This is a genomic window from Pontibacter sp. LHS2 (assembly GCF_058932845.1).
Genome location: NZ_JBZYWG010000003.1, coordinates 257,021 through 273,349, shown reverse-complemented (window position 1 = coordinate 273,349; position 16,329 = coordinate 257,021). Strand labels below are relative to the sequence as shown.

The following is a 16,329-nucleotide window of genomic DNA, read 5'->3' as shown; positions in this document are numbered from 1 at the left end:
TTAATTCCCTTAAAATGAAAAATAGATCATTTATCAAAAATAAACTGAAGTTAGCGTTGCTTGCCCCTGCGGTGTGCTTCTCCCTGATGCTGACTTCATGCGAAAAGGATGTTGTTGACCTCGAACCTTTCGACAGACTTACCGAAGCAAGTGCATTTACAACTCCTGAGCGTGTAGAACTTGCTGTAAATGGTGTATATGACGCCGCTCAAAGTGGTTTCTATGCTGGTGGTGCTGTGCGTGGTTATCCGTTTGGTGCTGCGCACGTAGAGCAAGGCGATAACCGTGGTGAGGACATGCTGAACCTGGAGGCGTTTTACGCCATCACGTATGGCTCTACTTACAATGCAGCTTCTGCGAATAACGTGTACCACTTCGAGACCCTGTATGCTGTTATTAACAAGGCTAATATTGTAATCGAAGGTGTTGAGAAAGCAGTAGCAGATGGTTTGATCACAGCGGAAGTAGGTAATGCTTACATCGGTGAGGCCCGTTACCTGCGTGCACTTTCAAACCACGAGTTATTAGTACACTTCGCTCGTCCTTACAATCATACGGCTGATGCTTCTCACCCAGGTGTTCCGATCAGAACAATTCCGGTGAATACGCCAGCCCGTGTAGAGGAAGCAAGACAGCAAGGTCGTGACTCTGTAAGAGATGGTTATGCTGCTATACTGGCTGACCTCGACTATGCTGAGACCAGCCTGCCTGAAACACGTGCAGCCGGTGCTAAAATCTCAAGAGCTACAAAAGGTGCTGCTATCGCGATGAAAACTCGTGTTAAACTGCACATGCGCGATTGGCAAGGCGTAGTAACAGAAGGCAACAAGTTGATTACTGGTACTACGACTTTCACAAGTCCTATCGGTGGTTATGCTTTGACAGCTTCTCCTGACGCTCCTTGGGCTAACAACTCAAGCAACACTGAGTCAATTTTCTCATTCATGAACACGGCAAATGACAACGCCAGTGTGAACGGTTCATTGGGTCAGATGTACAACGCCCTTCCTGGCGCCCGTGCACTTGTTGCGATCAGCCCACTTATCTGGAACGCTTCTTTCTGGCCAGCAAATGATGCCCGTCGCGCTATTACCACTACTACCACGCGTGCTATCTTCACCAGAAAGTATAGAGATGCCGCTACACAGTCTGACTGGTCACCAATCATTCGCTATGCTGAGGTACTGTTAAACGTAGCTGAAGCGGAGTCAAGATTAGGTAACAACGACAGAGCACTTGCGCTTCTGAATGCCGTTCGTGGTCGTTCTACTGATCAGACTTACTCTGGTCTGACTGGCAATGCCCTGACACAGGCGATCGTGAACGAGCGTCGTATAGAGTTCCTGGCAGAAGGCATGCGTTGGAAAGACATCCACCGTCTGGCAAAAGAAGGTGTATTCGGTCCTGCTGGTATACCTGCGAAGGTGGCTTCTTCATCTAACCACACAGCACAATATAGTGCAGGAAGCGGTACATTCCCAGCAACCACTATACCGTTCATCCCTTACGATGACTTCCGTTTTATCTGGCCTTTCCCAGTGTCTGAAGTTGCATCTAACCCTGTGTTAGCTGCTCAGCAAAACCCTGGATACTAAGCCTTACGGATAGTATAGATTTAAAAAGCCCTGTCAGCGTAAGCTGGCAGGGCTTTTTGTTTTATTTTTGTTTCTCAAAACCATTCCTTAATCCATGACACTTCTACCCAACTACAGTGGCCATACCCTGGAAGCAGGTATAGACGAAGCCGGCCGTGGCTGCCTGGCGGGACCTGTGGTGGCAGCTGCCGTTATTTTACCTCCGGACTATAGCCATGCCTTGCTGAATGACTCAAAGCAACTCAGTCATAAACAGCGGGTGCAGTTACGGGTTGATATCGTGCGTGATGCGGTAGCATGGGCCATAGGAGAGGCAAGCCCTGAGGAGATAGACCGGGTCAACATACTGCAAGCTACCTACCTGGCCATGCACCGGGCTGTAGCAGGACTGAATGTAGAGCCTGCGTATCTTATAGTAGATGGCAACAGATTTAAGGTATACGGCACAGTGCCTCATACCTCCGTAGTGAAGGGAGACGGTAAATATTTGTCTATTGCGGCGGCCTCTGTGCTAGCCAAAACACATCGAGACGAACTTATGTGCGAGCTGGCAAGGGAATACAATACTTATGGCTGGGAGCGTAATGCAGGCTATCCCACGAAAGAGCACCGAAGCAGCATTGCGCAGTTTGGAGCCACGCAGCACCATCGGCAGTCTTTCAGGTTACTTTCGGAAGAACAGCTGCTGCTATTCCCCCCAACAGATAAGTGATGCCTATTTCAGCTTAATGAGGTCGAGGAAGAGGGTGAAGTTGTCGAGTGAAGACGGGCTGGCCTCAAAGTTCTCGAAGCTCATAGGTTTCACGATATAGCCTGAAACATTCAGCTTCTGGGCTGCCATACGATCCGTTTCTTCGTTTGATGTGGTCATGATGAAAACCGGAATGTGACTGAACTCCGGTTCGCGACGCAACTCGGCCAAAAACTCTAAGCCATTCATGCGCGGCATATTAATGTCAAGTAGAATGACGCTGGGAGCAGGTGAAATCTTAGGTACACCGCTTCCGCGTAGCATATCAAGCGCCTCTCGGCCATTGCGGGCTACATGGATCGGGTAAGTAATGCCAATTTTCTTAAGTTCGCGTTCCACATTCATAATATCCAGGTAGTCATCTTCAACTAAAAGGATATTAACGTCTTTATTTATCATAGGGCTTGTCAAAATTCAATGATCAAAATTAGTATAATTATTTCAATTATGCCTGATTTTTAGGCCAGGTAAAATTGAAGGTTGCCCCTTGTCCGGGGCTGGAAGCGACCCAAATGTTGCCTCCATGGCGCTCTACGATCTTTTTTACAATAGCCAGGCCAACACCTGTACTTTCTACTGCATCGCGCTCCTGCAGGGTCTGGAAAATCACAAATATGCGCTCATGATACTCGGGATCTATACCTGGCCCGTCATCAGAAACTGAGAAGGTATAAAAGTTCTCCGACTCCTGGCAAGAGATGTCTATACGGCCGTCTTCGCGGTTATGGTACTTAATGGCATTGGATATCAGGTTAAGGAAAACCTGGTGCAAATGCACCCGCTCCGCATAAACCTGTGGCATCTGAGAACCTATGTTGATCGTGAAGCCTTTAGGCGGTGAGGCCATATCGGTTACCTCGACCAGTAGCTGCTCCACGTCCACCATTTCCTGCACGTAGCTGTTTCGGTCAACGCGGGCAAGGGCCAGTATACCATTGATCAGGTTTTCCATACGATGCACGCGTACACGCATCATCAGCAGGTACTCTTTGATGTTATCGGGCAGGTTCTGCCCCATGTCTTCTTCCACCCACCGCGATGCTACTTCTATTCCTCTCAGTGGGGCTTTTAAGTCGTGTGACACCACATAGGCAAACTGGTCCAGCTCTTTGTTCTTCCGATCCAGCTCTGTGAACGTTTCGTCAATCGTGGCTGACATCCTATTGAGGGAGTGTGACAGCTGGCTGAGTTCATCCTTTGAATCGTCTACGATCTGGGTCTGGTATTCCCCTTTCGATATTTTCTCGGCCAGTGTCACCATTTTCATGATGCGGTTGGAGATGATGCGGGTAATGTACCACGCCCAGCCAAGGCCTAAGAGCACAGAGAGTATCGTTAGAACGGTGGATACTTGCCTTGTAGTATTGATACTTGTGTTCAGTCGGTTATTTCTTTCTCCCCGAAGCGTATACTCGTGGGAGTTGAATATGCGGAAGTCACTTCGGATGGTATCCATTAGTACCTTTTCGCCTAGTACCAGGGTATCCAGTTTCTTATCGAAGGCCCGCGAGGACATTTCCAGTGTGTCACTTCTTTTCATTTCAATCAGCGGTTCCGCGTAATCACTGATCCAGCTATCATGGGTGCTGATGATCTTGTCTAGTTTTTGCTGCTGGCTCTCAGAGGCAGTATAGTTCCTTACGTCTTCCCGCAACCTGGGGAGAATGCTTTTAGCCTCGTGGTATGGCTCCAGGAACACTTCGTTTCCATTGAGCAGATAGCCGCGCAAACCTGCCTCCATGTCAATGATGTTACGCTGCAATGAAGCAGAGTTACGAACCACTATCTGGGAGCGTGTTACCCAGCGCATGTTATCGATCACATCCTCTGATAGTCTGAAGTTTACGATGGCAACAGTCGTGAAAAGCAGGGATATCAGGACAAACCCGATAAACAGCTTGATGGATAGCTTCATGTAGTATTATCTGATTAGCGCCGGGCTGAGCTTTAGGTTGGACAAATGGTGTCCTGCTAAATTAGTAAAAATGGGACTAAGCAAAATAAGGTGCCTGACAAAACGCAGACTGAACAGCGAATTGGGCAGATGACAGCCGGGCGCACTTATCCTGTGTGCTAAGCTGAAATGAATAGTAAATGGCATGATCCTTTTGGCTAAAAAAGTGACGAATTGATTTACGTGCTGACCTGGCCAAGGTTATCAACAAAAGGCGTCAAGTTATGCACAGGGACAGATACAGAGGCTCCTGATTGATCAAAAATAGTGTTTAGGCTATATAAACCCAGTTCCTATATAAAATTTCGGAAGCGGTTTTATTTTACTTAATTTTGAGCATCCACTTTATTAGCAATCAAATCTGATATGGAACTGAAGAAAATAGCTTTGAATGATGTGCACGAGTCGCTAGGTGCGAAAATGGTGCCTTTTGCAGGGTATAACATGCCGGTGCGCTACTCGTCTGATCTGGATGAGCACAACACAGTGCGCAATGCGGTAGGTATATTCGATGTGTCGCACATGGGCGAATTTATGGTGAAAGGCCCAGAGGCGCTCGACCTGATACAGCGTGTTACCTCAAACGATGCTTCTAAACTGACGCCAGGTAAAATCCAGTATTCCTGCTTCCCGAACGAGGACGGCGGCATTGTGGACGACCTGCTGGTATACTGCCTGGCCGAAAACGAATACATGCTGGTGGTGAACGCCTCTAACATTGAGAAGGACTGGGCCTGGGTAAATAAATACAACACCAAGGGTGCTGAACTGCAGAACATTTCCGATGAAATGTCACTGTTCGCTGTGCAGGGGCCAAAGACGGTAGAGGCCTTACAGTCGCTTACTTCAGTGGACCTGGGTAGCATGGTATACTATACCTTCGAGAAAGGTGAATTCGCCGGTGTGCCTGATGTTATACTCTCTGCTACAGGCTATACCGGTTCTGGTGGATTTGAGATTTATGTAAAGAATGAGGATGCCGAGAAGGTGTTCCATGCAATCATGGAAGCCGGCAAAGACCAAGGTATAAAGCCGATCGGTTTGGGTGCCCGTGACACGCTGCGCCTGGAGATGGGCTTCTGCCTTTACGGCAATGATATCAACGACAGCACTTCGCCATTAGAGGCTGGTCTGGGCTGGATCACCAAGTTCGACAAGGAGTTCACAAACTCCGAGAATCTGAAAGAGCAGAAAGCAGCCGGCGTAAGCAAAAAGCTGGTTGGTTTTGAGATGCTGGAGAAAGCTATACCTAGAGCACACTACGAAATAGTGAATGCCGAAGGCGAGCAGATCGGTGAAGTAACTTCAGGTACGATGTCGCCATCATTGGGCAAAGGCATCGGCATGGGCTATGTTCAGACCGAGTTTAGCAAGCCAGGCACAGAAGTATTTGTGCGTGTACGCAACAAGGACATGAAAGGTCAGGTAGTAAAGCTGCCGTTTGTAAAGAAATAACAACTCAACAATGCCGAGTATAGATGTGTGTTACAGCCCGGAGCTGTTGCACTTGTATGAACTGGAAGGGAAGACAGTGGTGGCTGTGGATATTCTGCGTGCTACCTCTACGATGGTGACGGCCTTTGCGCATGGTGCCACCGATATTATACCTGTGATGCAACTCGAAGAGTGCCGTGAATATGCCAAGCAGGGTTGCCTGACGGCTGCAGAGCGGAACGGCATTAAAGCCGAGGGCTTTGATTTGGGTAATTCACCTTTTGCCTACATGAACGGTCAGGTAAAGGACCGCACGGTGGCCATTACAACTACGAATGGTACCCGCGCTATTCGCATGTCCGAAGCGGCACAGGAGATTATAGTAGGGGCTTTCCTGAACCTGGAGGCTGTGGCGCAGCACTTGCGCGAACTGCAACTGGATGTGATCGTGGTGTGCGCCGGCTGGAAAGGTAAGTTTAACCTGGAAGACACATTGTACGCCGGAGCACTGGCTGAGCGCCTGCAGGGGGAGTTTGAGTTTGAGAATGACGCTACTCTGGCCTCGCTATACCTGTACCATGCCGCTAAGGACGATATGGTTACCTTTCTGCGTCAGTCCTCCCATGTGCGCCGCCTCGAAAATCTCGAGATCCACAAAGACATTGAGTTCTGCCTCCAGCACGACACCTACAACGTGCTGCCGGTATGGAAAGGGGATAGGCTGGTAAACCTGAAGGAGTTTAAGAGTTTGGGAGTTTAGGAGTTAGAGATTTAGAGAATTGGGGGAATCAGAGGGCTTATTCTTTCGCTTTTAAAGCAATAGCAACGATAACCACTGAATAGAACAGGGCCAGTCTTTAAAGACTGGCCCTGTTCTATTTTAAACATCACTCTTAATTCTTCCTTCTTAAACTCCTAAACTTACTTCAGTTTCTCGTTCTGCTTATGCCGGTCGCCGTCGCGTGAGGTTTTCTTCTCGAGGTTTTTGCGGAGGGCTTCGGTTAAGTCTATACCTGTTTGGTTGGCGATGCAGATGAGCACAAAGAGCACGTCGGCCAGTTCATCGGAGAGTTGCTTGCCTTCGTCACTTTTCTTAAACGACTGCTCACCATACTGCCGGGACATGATGCGGGCTACTTCGCCTACCTCCTCTGTCAGGATAGCCATATTGGTCAGTTCATTGAAATAGCGAACACCGTTTTCTTTGATCCAGTTATCAACGATGGTCTGTGCTTCGGCAATGGTCATGGGTATGTAGCTTTGGTTATTTGCCAAATTTAATCACAAAATCCACATAAGGCACACCAATGGGGATAGCACTGGCAATGTCGCTGTTGTTAAGGAAGGCTAGGTCTACGGTAAGGCGCTCACCCATAAACCTGAGACCATAGGAAAGCACGCCGTAATACCCATTGGTTGGCACTAACCAGTTTTCGGTCACTAAGCCTATGCGTCGGCTCAACCGTTTCATGCCACTGAGTGTGATAACTGGTTTACTGGAAAGTTCTCCGTCCACAAATCCATAGCCCAAACCCAGTGTAGCGTTGTCGTCGGTATTGCCATAGGTTACGATGCCGTAGCCTATACCCAAGCCTGAGAAATCTTCTTCTACACCGATCACATTGGCATAAAGCAAGCCGCCCCCAGCCCGCCATTTACTGTTGATCTCAAAAGTGGCCTTAGGCGTGAGATAGAAAGCCGGTGTGCCCGAGAAAGTAGAGATCAGCTCAAAGCCACCACCCATGGTAATGTTATCGGTGATGCCGACATTGAACGAGTTAAGGACCAGGTAAGTGTTTTGATAGTAGGCTTCGCCTTTTTTAAGGCTAAAGGCAGATGGGGAGAACAGGTAGCGGGTCGCATTGGGGTTTTCGAACCAGTACTCGCCGTTACGCATACGGCTGTCGTCTATGATCTTGGTGCTTTTGATCTGAGTGTGCGGGATCACTACCTCGCCGGCGCTATCAGTTTGCAAGCGTATACCTCCTTCCGTCTGCCCCAGAAAGATACCCTGAATGACAGAGCCGTCGCGGGTTTCCACTATCCAGCGCTTACCTATCGGACTTTGAGTGAGTGTCGTCGTATCGGTCTGGGCCTGTGTGCTGATTGCGGATCCTGTGATCAGGAAGGTGCACAGCAGAAGCCGGCCAATGAGTTGGGGCAGCCAGGCTGCCGGTTGAAGTGTGGCTTTCATATGAACCGTCCGGTAAGGTATAGCTGATTTAGGTAGAAATATATCGATTATTCCTTTTGCTTTATCAGCTTAGCTCACAATTCTTTGGAGCGGTCTATTCCCGGTTTTTGGAGTCGATGGTTATAGTAACCGGGCCATCGTTGAGCAGGGCAACCTTCATGTCGGCCCCAAACTCACCGGTCTGTACTTTTTTACCCAGCGTTTCTTCCAGAAGCGTGACAAAACGCTCATACAGAGGTATAGCGACGGCAGGAGGGGCTGCATTGATGTAGGAAGGGCGATTGCCTTTTTTGGTGAGGGCGAAGAGTGTAAATTGGCTGATCACGAGCAGGTCGCCCTGTACATCCTGTACGCTCAGGTTCATCTTATCATCAGCATCACTGAAAATGCGGAGCTGCGCCACCTTATTGGCGGTCCATTTCAGGTCTTCCTCTGTATCGTCGCCGGTAAAGCCTGCCAACAGCAACAGGCCGAGACCGATCTCGCCTTTTACCTGATGGTCGATGGTGACAGAAGCTTGGGTGACGCGTTGGATGACGATGCGCATGGGCTATACCTTTGGTTCAACTGCAAAGGTAGGATTTCTGGTTTACTTATACCTTGGGAGGTTTCTGCTTAATCAACGTAGCCTTCATACCTGATCCGGTTGACTTTACCGTTTTTCAGGAAAAAGCGCAGCGAGATGGGAGCACCCTCCACAGAAGTTGCCACGATCTCAGAATTGGTTTGCAGAATGCGCACGTCAAAGTTCTTGAGCTTGGTCATCAGCTCCGGTTGGCCCATCCCCACCTTCATATTATTGCGCAGGGCAATACCCGCATTGCGGATATCGGCCACTTGCAGCAGCAGCTCACCGGTTTGGGTAGGGGCATAGAGCTCTATTACCGATTCACCGAAGCGAATGGTGTAGATCGTGTCCGTGATGGCCGGGCGGTGGATATTCTCTATTGGGTCAGCATCGAGTGTGAAGTCAGTGCTGATGCGGGCAAAGTAGGCGTCCAGCTTTTTGCTCTGGCGGTAATCAGCCAGAAAAGGGTTGCCCAGGAAATCAATGGTAGACGGCGGACCGCTTGGCTGACGGTGGGCCAGCATGGTATCAGGCTCTATGTGCTGCCGGTTACGCTCCTGCGGTTCTTCGGCATGCTCTTCCTGCGTACCCTCCGGGTTGCAGGCAGCGGCTGTGGTACTGATCAGCAACAGCAGGACCATCAGGCGTACAGAGAAACTGTACCTGTGTTGTAGGCTGAAGCTGAAAAGATGTAACATGGTGTCGATTAAAAAGCGGGCAAGAAAATTATACTTTACATACGAGAACTTACGTTCTTAAAGTTTTCACTAAAATGAAATTTATTCTGTAGCTTCTGCAGGCTAGAAAGTATAATTTTGCGCAAATATCACTATTTATGTCATTACTACAAATAGCTTTGGTCACTTGCCGGAGCCTAGGTAGCTATACTACCAATGCCGATAGCGAAGATGAGCGTGTAAGCCGTTTTTTAGCCGAAAAAGGCCATAAAATTTCTTTTCAGGTATGGGATGATGAGCAGGTAGACTGGACCGCTTTTGACGCCATTATCATCAAATCGCCCTGGGACTACTTCGATAAAATAAGCGCCTTCTATACCTGGCTTGACAAGCTGGAAGCGCTGGGTTGTCGCGTGCTCAATCCTGTAAAAACGCTGCGGTGGAACGCTGACAAACAGTACTTTAAAGAAATGCAGGCACACGGTGTTAAGATTGTGCCTACTGTGTGGCTGGAGCAGGGCAGTCGCTTTGACGCCGAGGCAGTGTTTCAGGTGATCGGACGCGACAAGATCATTGTGAAGCCGCGGGTAAGCGGGGCTGCCAAGAATACCATGGCCATCAGCAGGGCAGAGGCAGGCGAGTATACAGCCCGCATCAACGACCTGCTGCAGGAGGAGCCGTTCCTGGCACAGCCTTTCCTGGAGGAGATCAAGACACAGGGGGAGTGGTCCTTTCTTTTCTTCAACGGCAGGTGTAGCCATACTGTGCTCAAGACAGCCAAGTCGGGCGACTTCCGGGTGCAGCACTTCTTCGGAGGAAGCGTGCATACCCCAACGCCTCCTGCTACTATGCTGCAAACCGCCACAGACATTGTGGAACAGTTCGCACAGGACTGCTTATACGCCCGCGTTGATGGTGTGGAGCTTGATGGTGAACTGGTACTGATGGAGCTGGAGCTGATTGAGCCTTTCCTGTTCCTAAGCACAAGTGAAGGAGCCATGGAGCGCTACTACCAGTCTTTTATGACTTTGATGGAGCAGACCACTACTAGGGTATAGCCTATACCTAGCTGTGGAAAACCAATACAGGGAGCGGCGCGTGCAAGACCATCTTCTTCGCCAGGCTAGGGTTAAAGAGCGAGTCGAATGTGCCGCGTTCGCGGGTGGTCAGGGCCAATAGGTCTACATTTTCGCTGCGGGCAAAGTCCTGCAGGGCCTGCGCCACATCTTCGCCTTCGAGCAAGGCATAACGGATGTTGTGTTCGGAGGCGCCCTGCTGAAGTTTTAGCTGAAGCTCCAGCAACTTTTCACGGTCCTCTTCGGGATCATCCGAAATGTGCACGCAGTAGATCATGGGATTTAAGTGACCAAACAACTGCCGGATGCGATCCATATCGGCTGCATCCGTTTTGCCAAAATCAGTAGCGTACAGAATACGGCTAGGTATAGCACCGTCAAATTGGTTTGGTACTGTCAGTACAGGTACACGGGTTTCCTCAATCACCTTCGTCGATACGGTACCAAACACAGCCCGCCCGATGCTTGATTCCCCTTTGGTGCTCATGATGACCAGGGCAGGGCGAAAACGCTCCGTATGCTCCGGTATTTCCTCTTCAGGGAGACCATGAACCAGACTCCGTTCGATATGCAGGCTGCTACCCATGTGGCTGGCCTTCTGCTTTAGCTCTTCATACAGTTCTTCAAGCTGCTCCAGTGCGTCAGTCTCGTTACGGTGCAGTACACGCTCGGCTATTTGCTCCGAGGGAGTCAGTTTGGCCGCACTGGCAGGTATAGGATCAGCATCAGCCAGGTAGTCCTGAAAGCAGTGGAGTAGCAGGAGCTTGGCTCCGGGTATGCCGGCTGCAAGCTGTAGCGCATAGTGGCTGGCCTTGGCCGAACCTTCCGAAAAATCAACAGGGGTGAGTATCCGAAACATGTTTTGGAGGTATGGGTTGGCCCATATATACGAGCAATGCTCTGACAAGTATAGACAGCAGGGGCAAATAGCCGGTAAACCAGGATATTTTGGGTATGAAATGGGACAGGAGCAGAGAGGGTCGGGTGTTTTCTAATTTTTTCGGTTAATTTGTAACCTCATACACCTTCACTATGCCGCAACGCATTGTCTTATACTTCATCGCATTTGTAGTGCTGGCCTCTCTGGTCTATTATGGCTTTAGCAGGTGGCAAGACTCCCGACTGAAGGTGGACCTTTGGACACTGGTGCCTGAAACAGCTGCTTTTGTAGTAGAGACCAACAACCACAGCGACCTGAAAGCGCATCTGGAGGAGACCGCTCTCTGGGAAACTTTCTCCATGCTTCCGGTGGCACAGCGCTTCCACGAGAACATGGCCATGCTCGACAGTGTGGCCCCTGGCAACCAACGCCTCGACCGCTTTCTGGACAAGAAGAGCATAATCACCTCGATCCATGTACTGGGCAAAACCGATGTGGAGTTTGTGTATTACATACCGGTGGTGTCAGTGGGGGAGCACCGCTTTCTGCGTACCCTCACCGAGAACATTGTCAAAAGCCCGACCTTTACAGAGCAGAGTCGCGAATACCAGGGCATGCTCATCACCGATGTTACGAACACGCAACTGGGAACCGGTTTTACCTATTTCTCTTATCACAACAACATCATCCTGAGTGCCTCGCCGGTATTGGTTGAGGAGATCGTACGGCGCATCAATCGTGGAAAGCTGACTTCCATAGCAGCTGACTACAAAAAGGTGAACTACCTGAGCCAGGACGATGTGTATGCCAATGTATTTGTAAACTACCGCGCCCTGCCTGACCTGTTGGGGCTTTTTGTGCAGGAAGACCTGATGCCGCAGGTACGCTACCTGAGTAGTTTTTGCCGGAATGCCATGCTTGAGCTCAAGCTTGACCGGAACAAGCTTTTCCTGAACGGCTTCTCTAACCCAGAAACACTCAAAGGCTCTTTTCAAGCGCAACTGCACCCATCCAAACCCCGCCCACTCGATATTAAATTGCTGTTGCCGACCCGCACGGCTATGCTGATGCACTTCGGTGTAGGAGAGGTGGCGCGTCTGCGGGATAGTAAAGCGCCTCAGGACGCGTACAGTCCCGCCATTGATAGCCTGGCCCGCTCATACAGCCAGGAAGTAGCACTCGCTTACATGGAGTCCTACAACATGAACACAAGTCCCGATAAAATGGTATTTGCCCGCATGGAAAGCAGTGGCAAAACCGGGGCTCGGCTACAGGCCCTGGCAGAACAGCTAAGCAAAACGCAAAACGAGAGAATCTACACGGAAAAGTACGGCAACTATACCTTGCAGCTGCTCGATCTGGAAGAGTTGCCGGCTCGTCTGTTTGGCAGTTTGTTCACCGGATTTGAGCAGAGCTACATACTGCAGCTTGACAATTACATGATCTTCTCGCCGGATATTGCCAGCCTGCGTGCTCTCATCGACGACATCAATGCAGGAGAGGTATGGGGACGCTCGGTGGCCCAAAAGTCCTTTCTGGAGGAAACGCTGCAAGAGGGAAACTTCAGCCTATACCTGAACACTGTGAATGCCTGGTATATTCTGAATCGCTATGTGCAGGAAGAAAACCGGGAGGACCTGTTGCAGAACTCGAGTCTGATCAGGCGCTTTAACCAGGTGAGCGTACAGTTTGCCCGCGCCGAAAATCAGTACTATACCAGTGTCCTTTTCAGGAGACAGGAGCGCAGCAATGATGGTGGCCAGGAAGGCTTTGAAGAAGAGCTGACCATTCCTTTCGCCAGCAGAATCATATCGCCGCCTTACCCGATTCAGAACGCCATAGACCGCAGCCGTGAAGTGGTCGTGCAGGACTCCATGCAGGTGCTGCACAATATTACCGCCACAGGAGCCCGTGGCTGGACCGACTCCCTGCAAACTCCGGTGCGGGGCACTTTGCAGCAAGTGGAGCTCGGCAACGACAAACGACTGCGCTACGTGTTCGCAACGGCTACCCGCATACAGGCCATCGACAACCTGGGTCGCGATCTGGAGCATTTTCCGTTCAACGTAAGCGACACCATGCGCCTGCAGCGTCTGGCTGTGTTTGACTTCGAGAAAAACCGTGACTATCGCTTTTTGGTGGATGATGCCCTGGGCAACCTCTATATGTTCGACACACGCGGCAACATGATACCAGGCTGGCAACCACGCCGCATGGACTACCGCCTGGCCGCTACCCCTCAGCATGTACGGGTCGGCGGACGCGATGTCATACTGGTGCTGCTCGAAAACGGCTACGTATACGCGCTCAATACCAAAGGCGAAACTTATCCAGGTTTCCCATTCAGCTTGCGGGTGCCCATTACTTCGGAAGGTGTGATACGGGCGGGCGCCGACTTACGTCGCTCAGTTGTTACCGTCGTGACCCGCTATGGCGAGGTAGTGGAGTTTAACCTGCAGGGGCAGATCGTGAAGCGGGAACAGCTGCCACGCCCGAGCAAAAGTGCCATGTTTGACTTGGTGCCCGATGTGAGCGGTCGTTCCTTCATTATTGTGCGCCAGGACCAGGGCAAAGTAGCCGCTTTCGACCAGGACCTGAAGGAACTGTTTGAGAAGCGCTACGTGACCTCAGCTCCCAAGATCGTGCAGTACTTCAACTTTGGAGGTGGCAACCAGGTATACGCCATCACCGAAACCGGCCCGCAGAAGACTTACCTGTATGGTCCGGATGCCGGGCTGATCGGGGGCAGATCATTAGAGAGCAATCAAGCCGTGAGCATTCATTACAATGAGGTAGGTAACAACTATACTGTGTATAAGGTGCATCGCAACGAATTGCAAAAGCTGAAATTCAAACTGCCTAATTAGAACTGCTCAATCCTCCCTACTGTTCTACTAAGTAGTTTCATTCTACTTTTTTCTGTCATCCTGTAAGGGTCTTGGTAGCCAAGGGGATAGGGCTGTTACTCAAGGATCAGCTTTTAGAAATCGCATGTATGGATTCTCACTTTTGATAAGTTCTATCTTCTTTTCGCGACTCCAGCTCTTCAACTCCTATTGCATGTTGTACATAGGTATAGCGTTCATAGTAGAGTAACTTGTAACAGAAGTAGCGGCCAGCAAAAGCCTCAGCCTTGCCTCTGTTTTCCTATGCAGTTCAAGGCGATACACCAGATCATTTGTCCAGATCATTTGTCATACTCACATAAAGCACCGTTTTGCTCAGGTTGGTTGTGATGTAGACAAAGTAATTGTGGCTTTTCATAACTAAGGCTTAACCTCCCAGGGGTAGGTCCCTTTTTTTCTACCAAGTTTCTTTCAGAATGACAAAATACTTTGGGTTCATTTTAAAAATGTGTCTCTCCTGCCTAAGGTATAAATAACGCAGAACGTAACTAGTTTAAGAACATGATGTAACAAAAACTCTAGAAACTCTTAAACCAGCCTTTCTTATAAAACATGTATAGCTGCACCAAGACCAGTGTCGTCATCAGTATCATCAGGATCGGGTAGCTATAGGGCTGGTAGAGTTCCGGCATACTCAGTCGGAATACCTCACCTGTGTCGGGGTCTTCACGCGAGAAGTTCATACCGTACACCCCGGCAATAAAGCTCAGCGGGATAAAGATACTCGAGATGATAGTGAGCACTTTCATGATCTCGTTCATGCGGTTGCTCACAGTAGACATATAGAGCTCCACTAAACTGGTCGACATCTCCTTGTGGCTGTCAATCAGGTCGATCAACTGGATGGTGTGGTCGTAGGCATCGCGGAAGTATACCTTCAGGTTATCAGGTATAATATCCTCGTCCATGCGCAGCAGTTCGTTCATCTTGTCACGCTCCGGCCAGGCAATGCGACGCAGCTTGATCAGTTCATTCTTGAGGTCCAGAATCTCGCGCAAGGTCTGCTTCGATGGCTTGTCGAGAATCTTTTGCTCCAGTTCTTCAATGTAAGTGCCGATGGCCCCCATTACCGGGAAGTAGTAATCGAGTACCACGTCCAGGATGGCATACACCACATACATGGGTGGGCGCTGCCGGATGATGCCTTTGCCTACCCGGATGCGCTCACGGAGCGGGTCCAGGCAGTCCTCGTAGTCACTCTGCAGGGTGAGGACATAGTTGGGACCCGAGAAGACAGACAGCTGCACATCGTCCAGGGTATGGTGCTCTTCCTTCCAGCGAAGCATGCGGGTGATGATAAAAAGACGGTCATCCAGTTCATCTACTTTGGGGCGCTGGTAATCGTTGATCACGTCCTCCATCTGTAGCGAGTGTATACTGAAGTCCTGCTTGAGTAGCTCCAGCATGGTCAGGTCAGCGTAGCCCCGTATGTCAATCCAGTGGGTCGCCTCGGGCTGCGACTTTACCTGCTGCACCAGTTCGGCATAAGAGAAGAATTCCTGTTCTTTGAATAGTTGTTCGTTGAATGACATCAGGAAGTAGCGTGGGGCATGCGCCTCAGCAGATATAAAGAGGGAACCCGGGCTGATGCCGAGTTTGCGATCAAGGATTTTATGTCGCGAGCGGTGTCGTTTCTTTTTAGCCATGGTGTGCCAGGGTGTAATGCAACTGTACAAGTTAGTAAAAATTAGAGCAATTCTGCCTCGACCGTAACTCCCTCAATCCCCTCAAATTTTCCTTTCACTTCTTCCTCCAGTTTCTTTCGGACTTCCAAAGTCATGCGGCAGTCGAGTTCGAATTGCTGGTCTTTGACGCCAAGTTCGTATTCTTTTACCAGGCTCATCACGTCGTTCATCTGTGGGTAGGCGAAGTGCACTTGCAGGAAAGCAGTTTCATGTTTTTCGATGATCGTAGCGTTAGTGAGGGCTTCGGCAGTGGCGGTCTTGTAAGCGGTGATCAGGCCGCTGACGCCGAGTTTGGTGCCGCCGAAGTAACGTACCACTACTACCAGCACATTGCTCAGGTCGAAGGAGCGGATCTGGCCCAGGATGGGGTCGCCGGCGGAATGGTTGGGCTCGCCGTCATCGTTGGCACGGTAGCGACTCTTATCGGCGCCCAGGCTGTAAGCGTAGCAGTGATGGCGGGCATCGTAGTACTGCTTGCGCAGATCAGCGAGCACTTCTTTTACCTCTTCCTCAGTATAGACCGGGTAGGCCAGGGCGATGAACTTACTCCCTTTTTCTTTGTAAAGGCCTTCAGAAGGGGCTTCGATGGTGCGGTAGGTGTCTTCCATA

General features: G+C 50.1%; 15 protein-coding genes. 6 read left to right on the top strand and 9 right to left on the bottom strand.

Annotated elements, in window-relative coordinates:
* Positions 1–14 precede the first annotated feature (14 nt).
* Together AC5FX6_RS14470 and rnhB are read left to right on the top strand one after the other, a co-directional pair.
* The gene (locus tag AC5FX6_RS14470; protein ID WP_493597770.1) at positions 15–1,595 is read left to right on the top strand and encodes a RagB/SusD family nutrient uptake outer membrane protein; all 1,581 of its coding nucleotides are present in this window, start codon (positions 15–17) and stop codon (positions 1,593–1,595) included.
* Between the two features lie 94 nt (positions 1,596–1,689).
* Positions 1,690–2,307, top strand: a complete 618-nt coding sequence (rnhB, locus tag AC5FX6_RS14465; RefSeq protein WP_493597769.1) for a ribonuclease HII — start codon at positions 1,690–1,692, stop codon at positions 2,305–2,307.
* A 3-nt stretch (positions 2,308–2,310) separates the two neighbouring features.
* Here rnhB and AC5FX6_RS14460 read toward each other — a convergent pair whose 3' ends face one another.
* Both AC5FX6_RS14460 and AC5FX6_RS14455 read right to left on the bottom strand, forming a co-directional pair.
* A complete protein-coding gene (locus AC5FX6_RS14460) occupies positions 2,311–2,745 on the bottom strand; it encodes a response regulator (protein WP_493597768.1) in 435 nt (144 codons plus the stop codon).
* A gap of 46 nt (positions 2,746–2,791) precedes the next feature.
* Positions 2,792–4,261, bottom strand: coding sequence for a sensor histidine kinase (locus AC5FX6_RS14455; protein ID WP_493597767.1), 1,470 nt, complete (start codon positions 4,259–4,261; stop codon positions 2,792–2,794).
* Between the two features lie 405 nt (positions 4,262–4,666).
* Here AC5FX6_RS14455 and gcvT point away from each other — a divergent pair, with 405 nt between their 5' ends.
* Entirely contained in the window at positions 4,667–5,755 is a 1,089-nt protein-coding gene (gcvT, locus tag AC5FX6_RS14450) for a glycine cleavage system aminomethyltransferase GcvT (RefSeq protein ID WP_493597766.1), read from the top strand.
* 10 nt (positions 5,756–5,765) lie between these two features.
* A complete protein-coding gene (locus AC5FX6_RS14445; RefSeq protein WP_493597765.1) occupies positions 5,766–6,494 on the top strand; it encodes a 2-phosphosulfolactate phosphatase in 729 nt (242 codons plus the stop codon).
* Positions 6,495–6,655: 161 nt separating this feature from the next.
* On the opposite strand, the gene AC5FX6_RS14440 is transcribed toward AC5FX6_RS14445, so the two are convergent.
* The 4 genes from AC5FX6_RS14440 to AC5FX6_RS14425 all read right to left on the bottom strand — a co-directional run bounded on the left by AC5FX6_RS14440 (position 6,656) and on the right by AC5FX6_RS14425 (position 9,194).
* Positions 6,656–6,982, bottom strand: a complete 327-nt coding sequence (locus AC5FX6_RS14440; protein WP_493597764.1) for a nucleotide pyrophosphohydrolase — start codon at positions 6,980–6,982, stop codon at positions 6,656–6,658.
* A 16-nt stretch (positions 6,983–6,998) separates the two neighbouring features.
* Complete coding sequence (locus tag AC5FX6_RS14435) at positions 6,999–7,928, bottom strand: hypothetical protein (protein WP_493597763.1); 930 nt, start codon at positions 7,926–7,928, stop codon at positions 6,999–7,001.
* A 94-nt stretch (positions 7,929–8,022) separates the two neighbouring features.
* Positions 8,023–8,475, bottom strand: coding sequence for a D-aminoacyl-tRNA deacylase (gene dtd / locus AC5FX6_RS14430; protein ID WP_493597762.1), 453 nt, complete (start codon positions 8,473–8,475; stop codon positions 8,023–8,025).
* A gap of 68 nt (positions 8,476–8,543) precedes the next feature.
* Complete coding sequence (locus AC5FX6_RS14425) at positions 8,544–9,194, bottom strand: hypothetical protein (protein WP_493597761.1); 651 nt, start codon at positions 9,192–9,194, stop codon at positions 8,544–8,546.
* Positions 9,195–9,331: 137 nt separating this feature from the next.
* Here AC5FX6_RS14425 and AC5FX6_RS14420 point away from each other — a divergent pair, with 137 nt between their 5' ends.
* On the top strand, positions 9,332–10,231 hold the full coding sequence (locus AC5FX6_RS14420) for an ATP-grasp domain-containing protein (RefSeq protein WP_493597760.1): 900 nt from the start codon (positions 9,332–9,334) through the stop codon (positions 10,229–10,231).
* A 7-nt stretch (positions 10,232–10,238) separates the two neighbouring features.
* On the opposite strand, the gene AC5FX6_RS14415 is transcribed toward AC5FX6_RS14420, so the two are convergent.
* Positions 10,239–11,108, bottom strand: coding sequence for a universal stress protein (locus tag AC5FX6_RS14415; protein ID WP_493597759.1), 870 nt, complete (start codon positions 11,106–11,108; stop codon positions 10,239–10,241).
* A gap of 173 nt (positions 11,109–11,281) precedes the next feature.
* Between AC5FX6_RS14415 and AC5FX6_RS14410 the strand changes: the two genes are divergently transcribed.
* Complete coding sequence (locus tag AC5FX6_RS14410) at positions 11,282–13,996, top strand: hypothetical protein (protein ID WP_493597758.1); 2,715 nt, start codon at positions 11,282–11,284, stop codon at positions 13,994–13,996.
* 557 nt (positions 13,997–14,553) lie between these two features.
* Here AC5FX6_RS14410 and corA read toward each other — a convergent pair.
* Positions 14,554–15,681 carry a magnesium/cobalt transporter CorA gene (corA, locus tag AC5FX6_RS14405; RefSeq protein ID WP_493597757.1) on the bottom strand — a complete coding sequence of 376 codons (1,128 nt, stop codon included), beginning with the start codon at positions 15,679–15,681 and terminating at the stop codon, positions 14,554–14,556.
* 41 nt (positions 15,682–15,722) lie between these two features.
* Positions 15,723–16,328, bottom strand: coding sequence for an IMPACT family protein (locus tag AC5FX6_RS14400; protein WP_493597756.1), 606 nt, complete (start codon positions 16,326–16,328; stop codon positions 15,723–15,725).
* Position 16,329: the final 1 nt, after the last annotated feature.

Bases quoted from the DNA above. Each gene is read 5' to 3' on its own strand.
- AC5FX6_RS14420 (WP_493597760.1), top strand. From the start codon at position 9,332: ATGTCATTACTACAAATAGCTTTGGTCACTTGCCGGAGCCTAGGTAGC.
- rnhB (WP_493597769.1), top strand. From the start codon at position 1,690: ATGACACTTCTACCCAACTACAGTGGCCATACCCTGGAAGCAGGTATA.
- dtd (WP_493597762.1), bottom strand. From the start codon at position 8,475: ATGCGCATCGTCATCCAACGCGTCACCCAAGCTTCTGTCACCATCGAC.
- AC5FX6_RS14400 (WP_493597756.1), bottom strand. From the start codon at position 16,328: ATGGAAGACACCTACCGCACCATCGAAGCCCCTTCTGAAGGCCTTTAC.
- AC5FX6_RS14445 (WP_493597765.1), top strand. From the start codon at position 5,766: ATGCCGAGTATAGATGTGTGTTACAGCCCGGAGCTGTTGCACTTGTAT.
- AC5FX6_RS14415 (WP_493597759.1), bottom strand. From the start codon at position 11,108: ATGTTTCGGATACTCACCCCTGTTGATTTTTCGGAAGGTTCGGCCAAG.
- AC5FX6_RS14410 (WP_493597758.1), top strand. From the start codon at position 11,282: ATGCCGCAACGCATTGTCTTATACTTCATCGCATTTGTAGTGCTGGCC.
- AC5FX6_RS14425 (WP_493597761.1), bottom strand. From the start codon at position 9,194: ATGTTACATCTTTTCAGCTTCAGCCTACAACACAGGTACAGTTTCTCT.
- AC5FX6_RS14455 (WP_493597767.1), bottom strand. From the start codon at position 4,261: ATGAAGCTATCCATCAAGCTGTTTATCGGGTTTGTCCTGATATCCCTG.
- gcvT (WP_493597766.1), top strand. From the start codon at position 4,667: ATGGAACTGAAGAAAATAGCTTTGAATGATGTGCACGAGTCGCTAGGT.
- AC5FX6_RS14435 (WP_493597763.1), bottom strand. From the start codon at position 7,928: ATGAAAGCCACACTTCAACCGGCAGCCTGGCTGCCCCAACTCATTGGC.
- AC5FX6_RS14460 (WP_493597768.1), bottom strand. From the start codon at position 2,745: ATGATAAATAAAGACGTTAATATCCTTTTAGTTGAAGATGACTACCTG.
- AC5FX6_RS14470 (WP_493597770.1), top strand. From the start codon at position 15: ATGAAAAATAGATCATTTATCAAAAATAAACTGAAGTTAGCGTTGCTT.
- corA (WP_493597757.1), bottom strand. From the start codon at position 15,681: ATGGCTAAAAAGAAACGACACCGCTCGCGACATAAAATCCTTGATCGC.
- AC5FX6_RS14440 (WP_493597764.1), bottom strand. From the start codon at position 6,982: ATGACCATTGCCGAAGCACAGACCATCGTTGATAACTGGATCAAAGAA.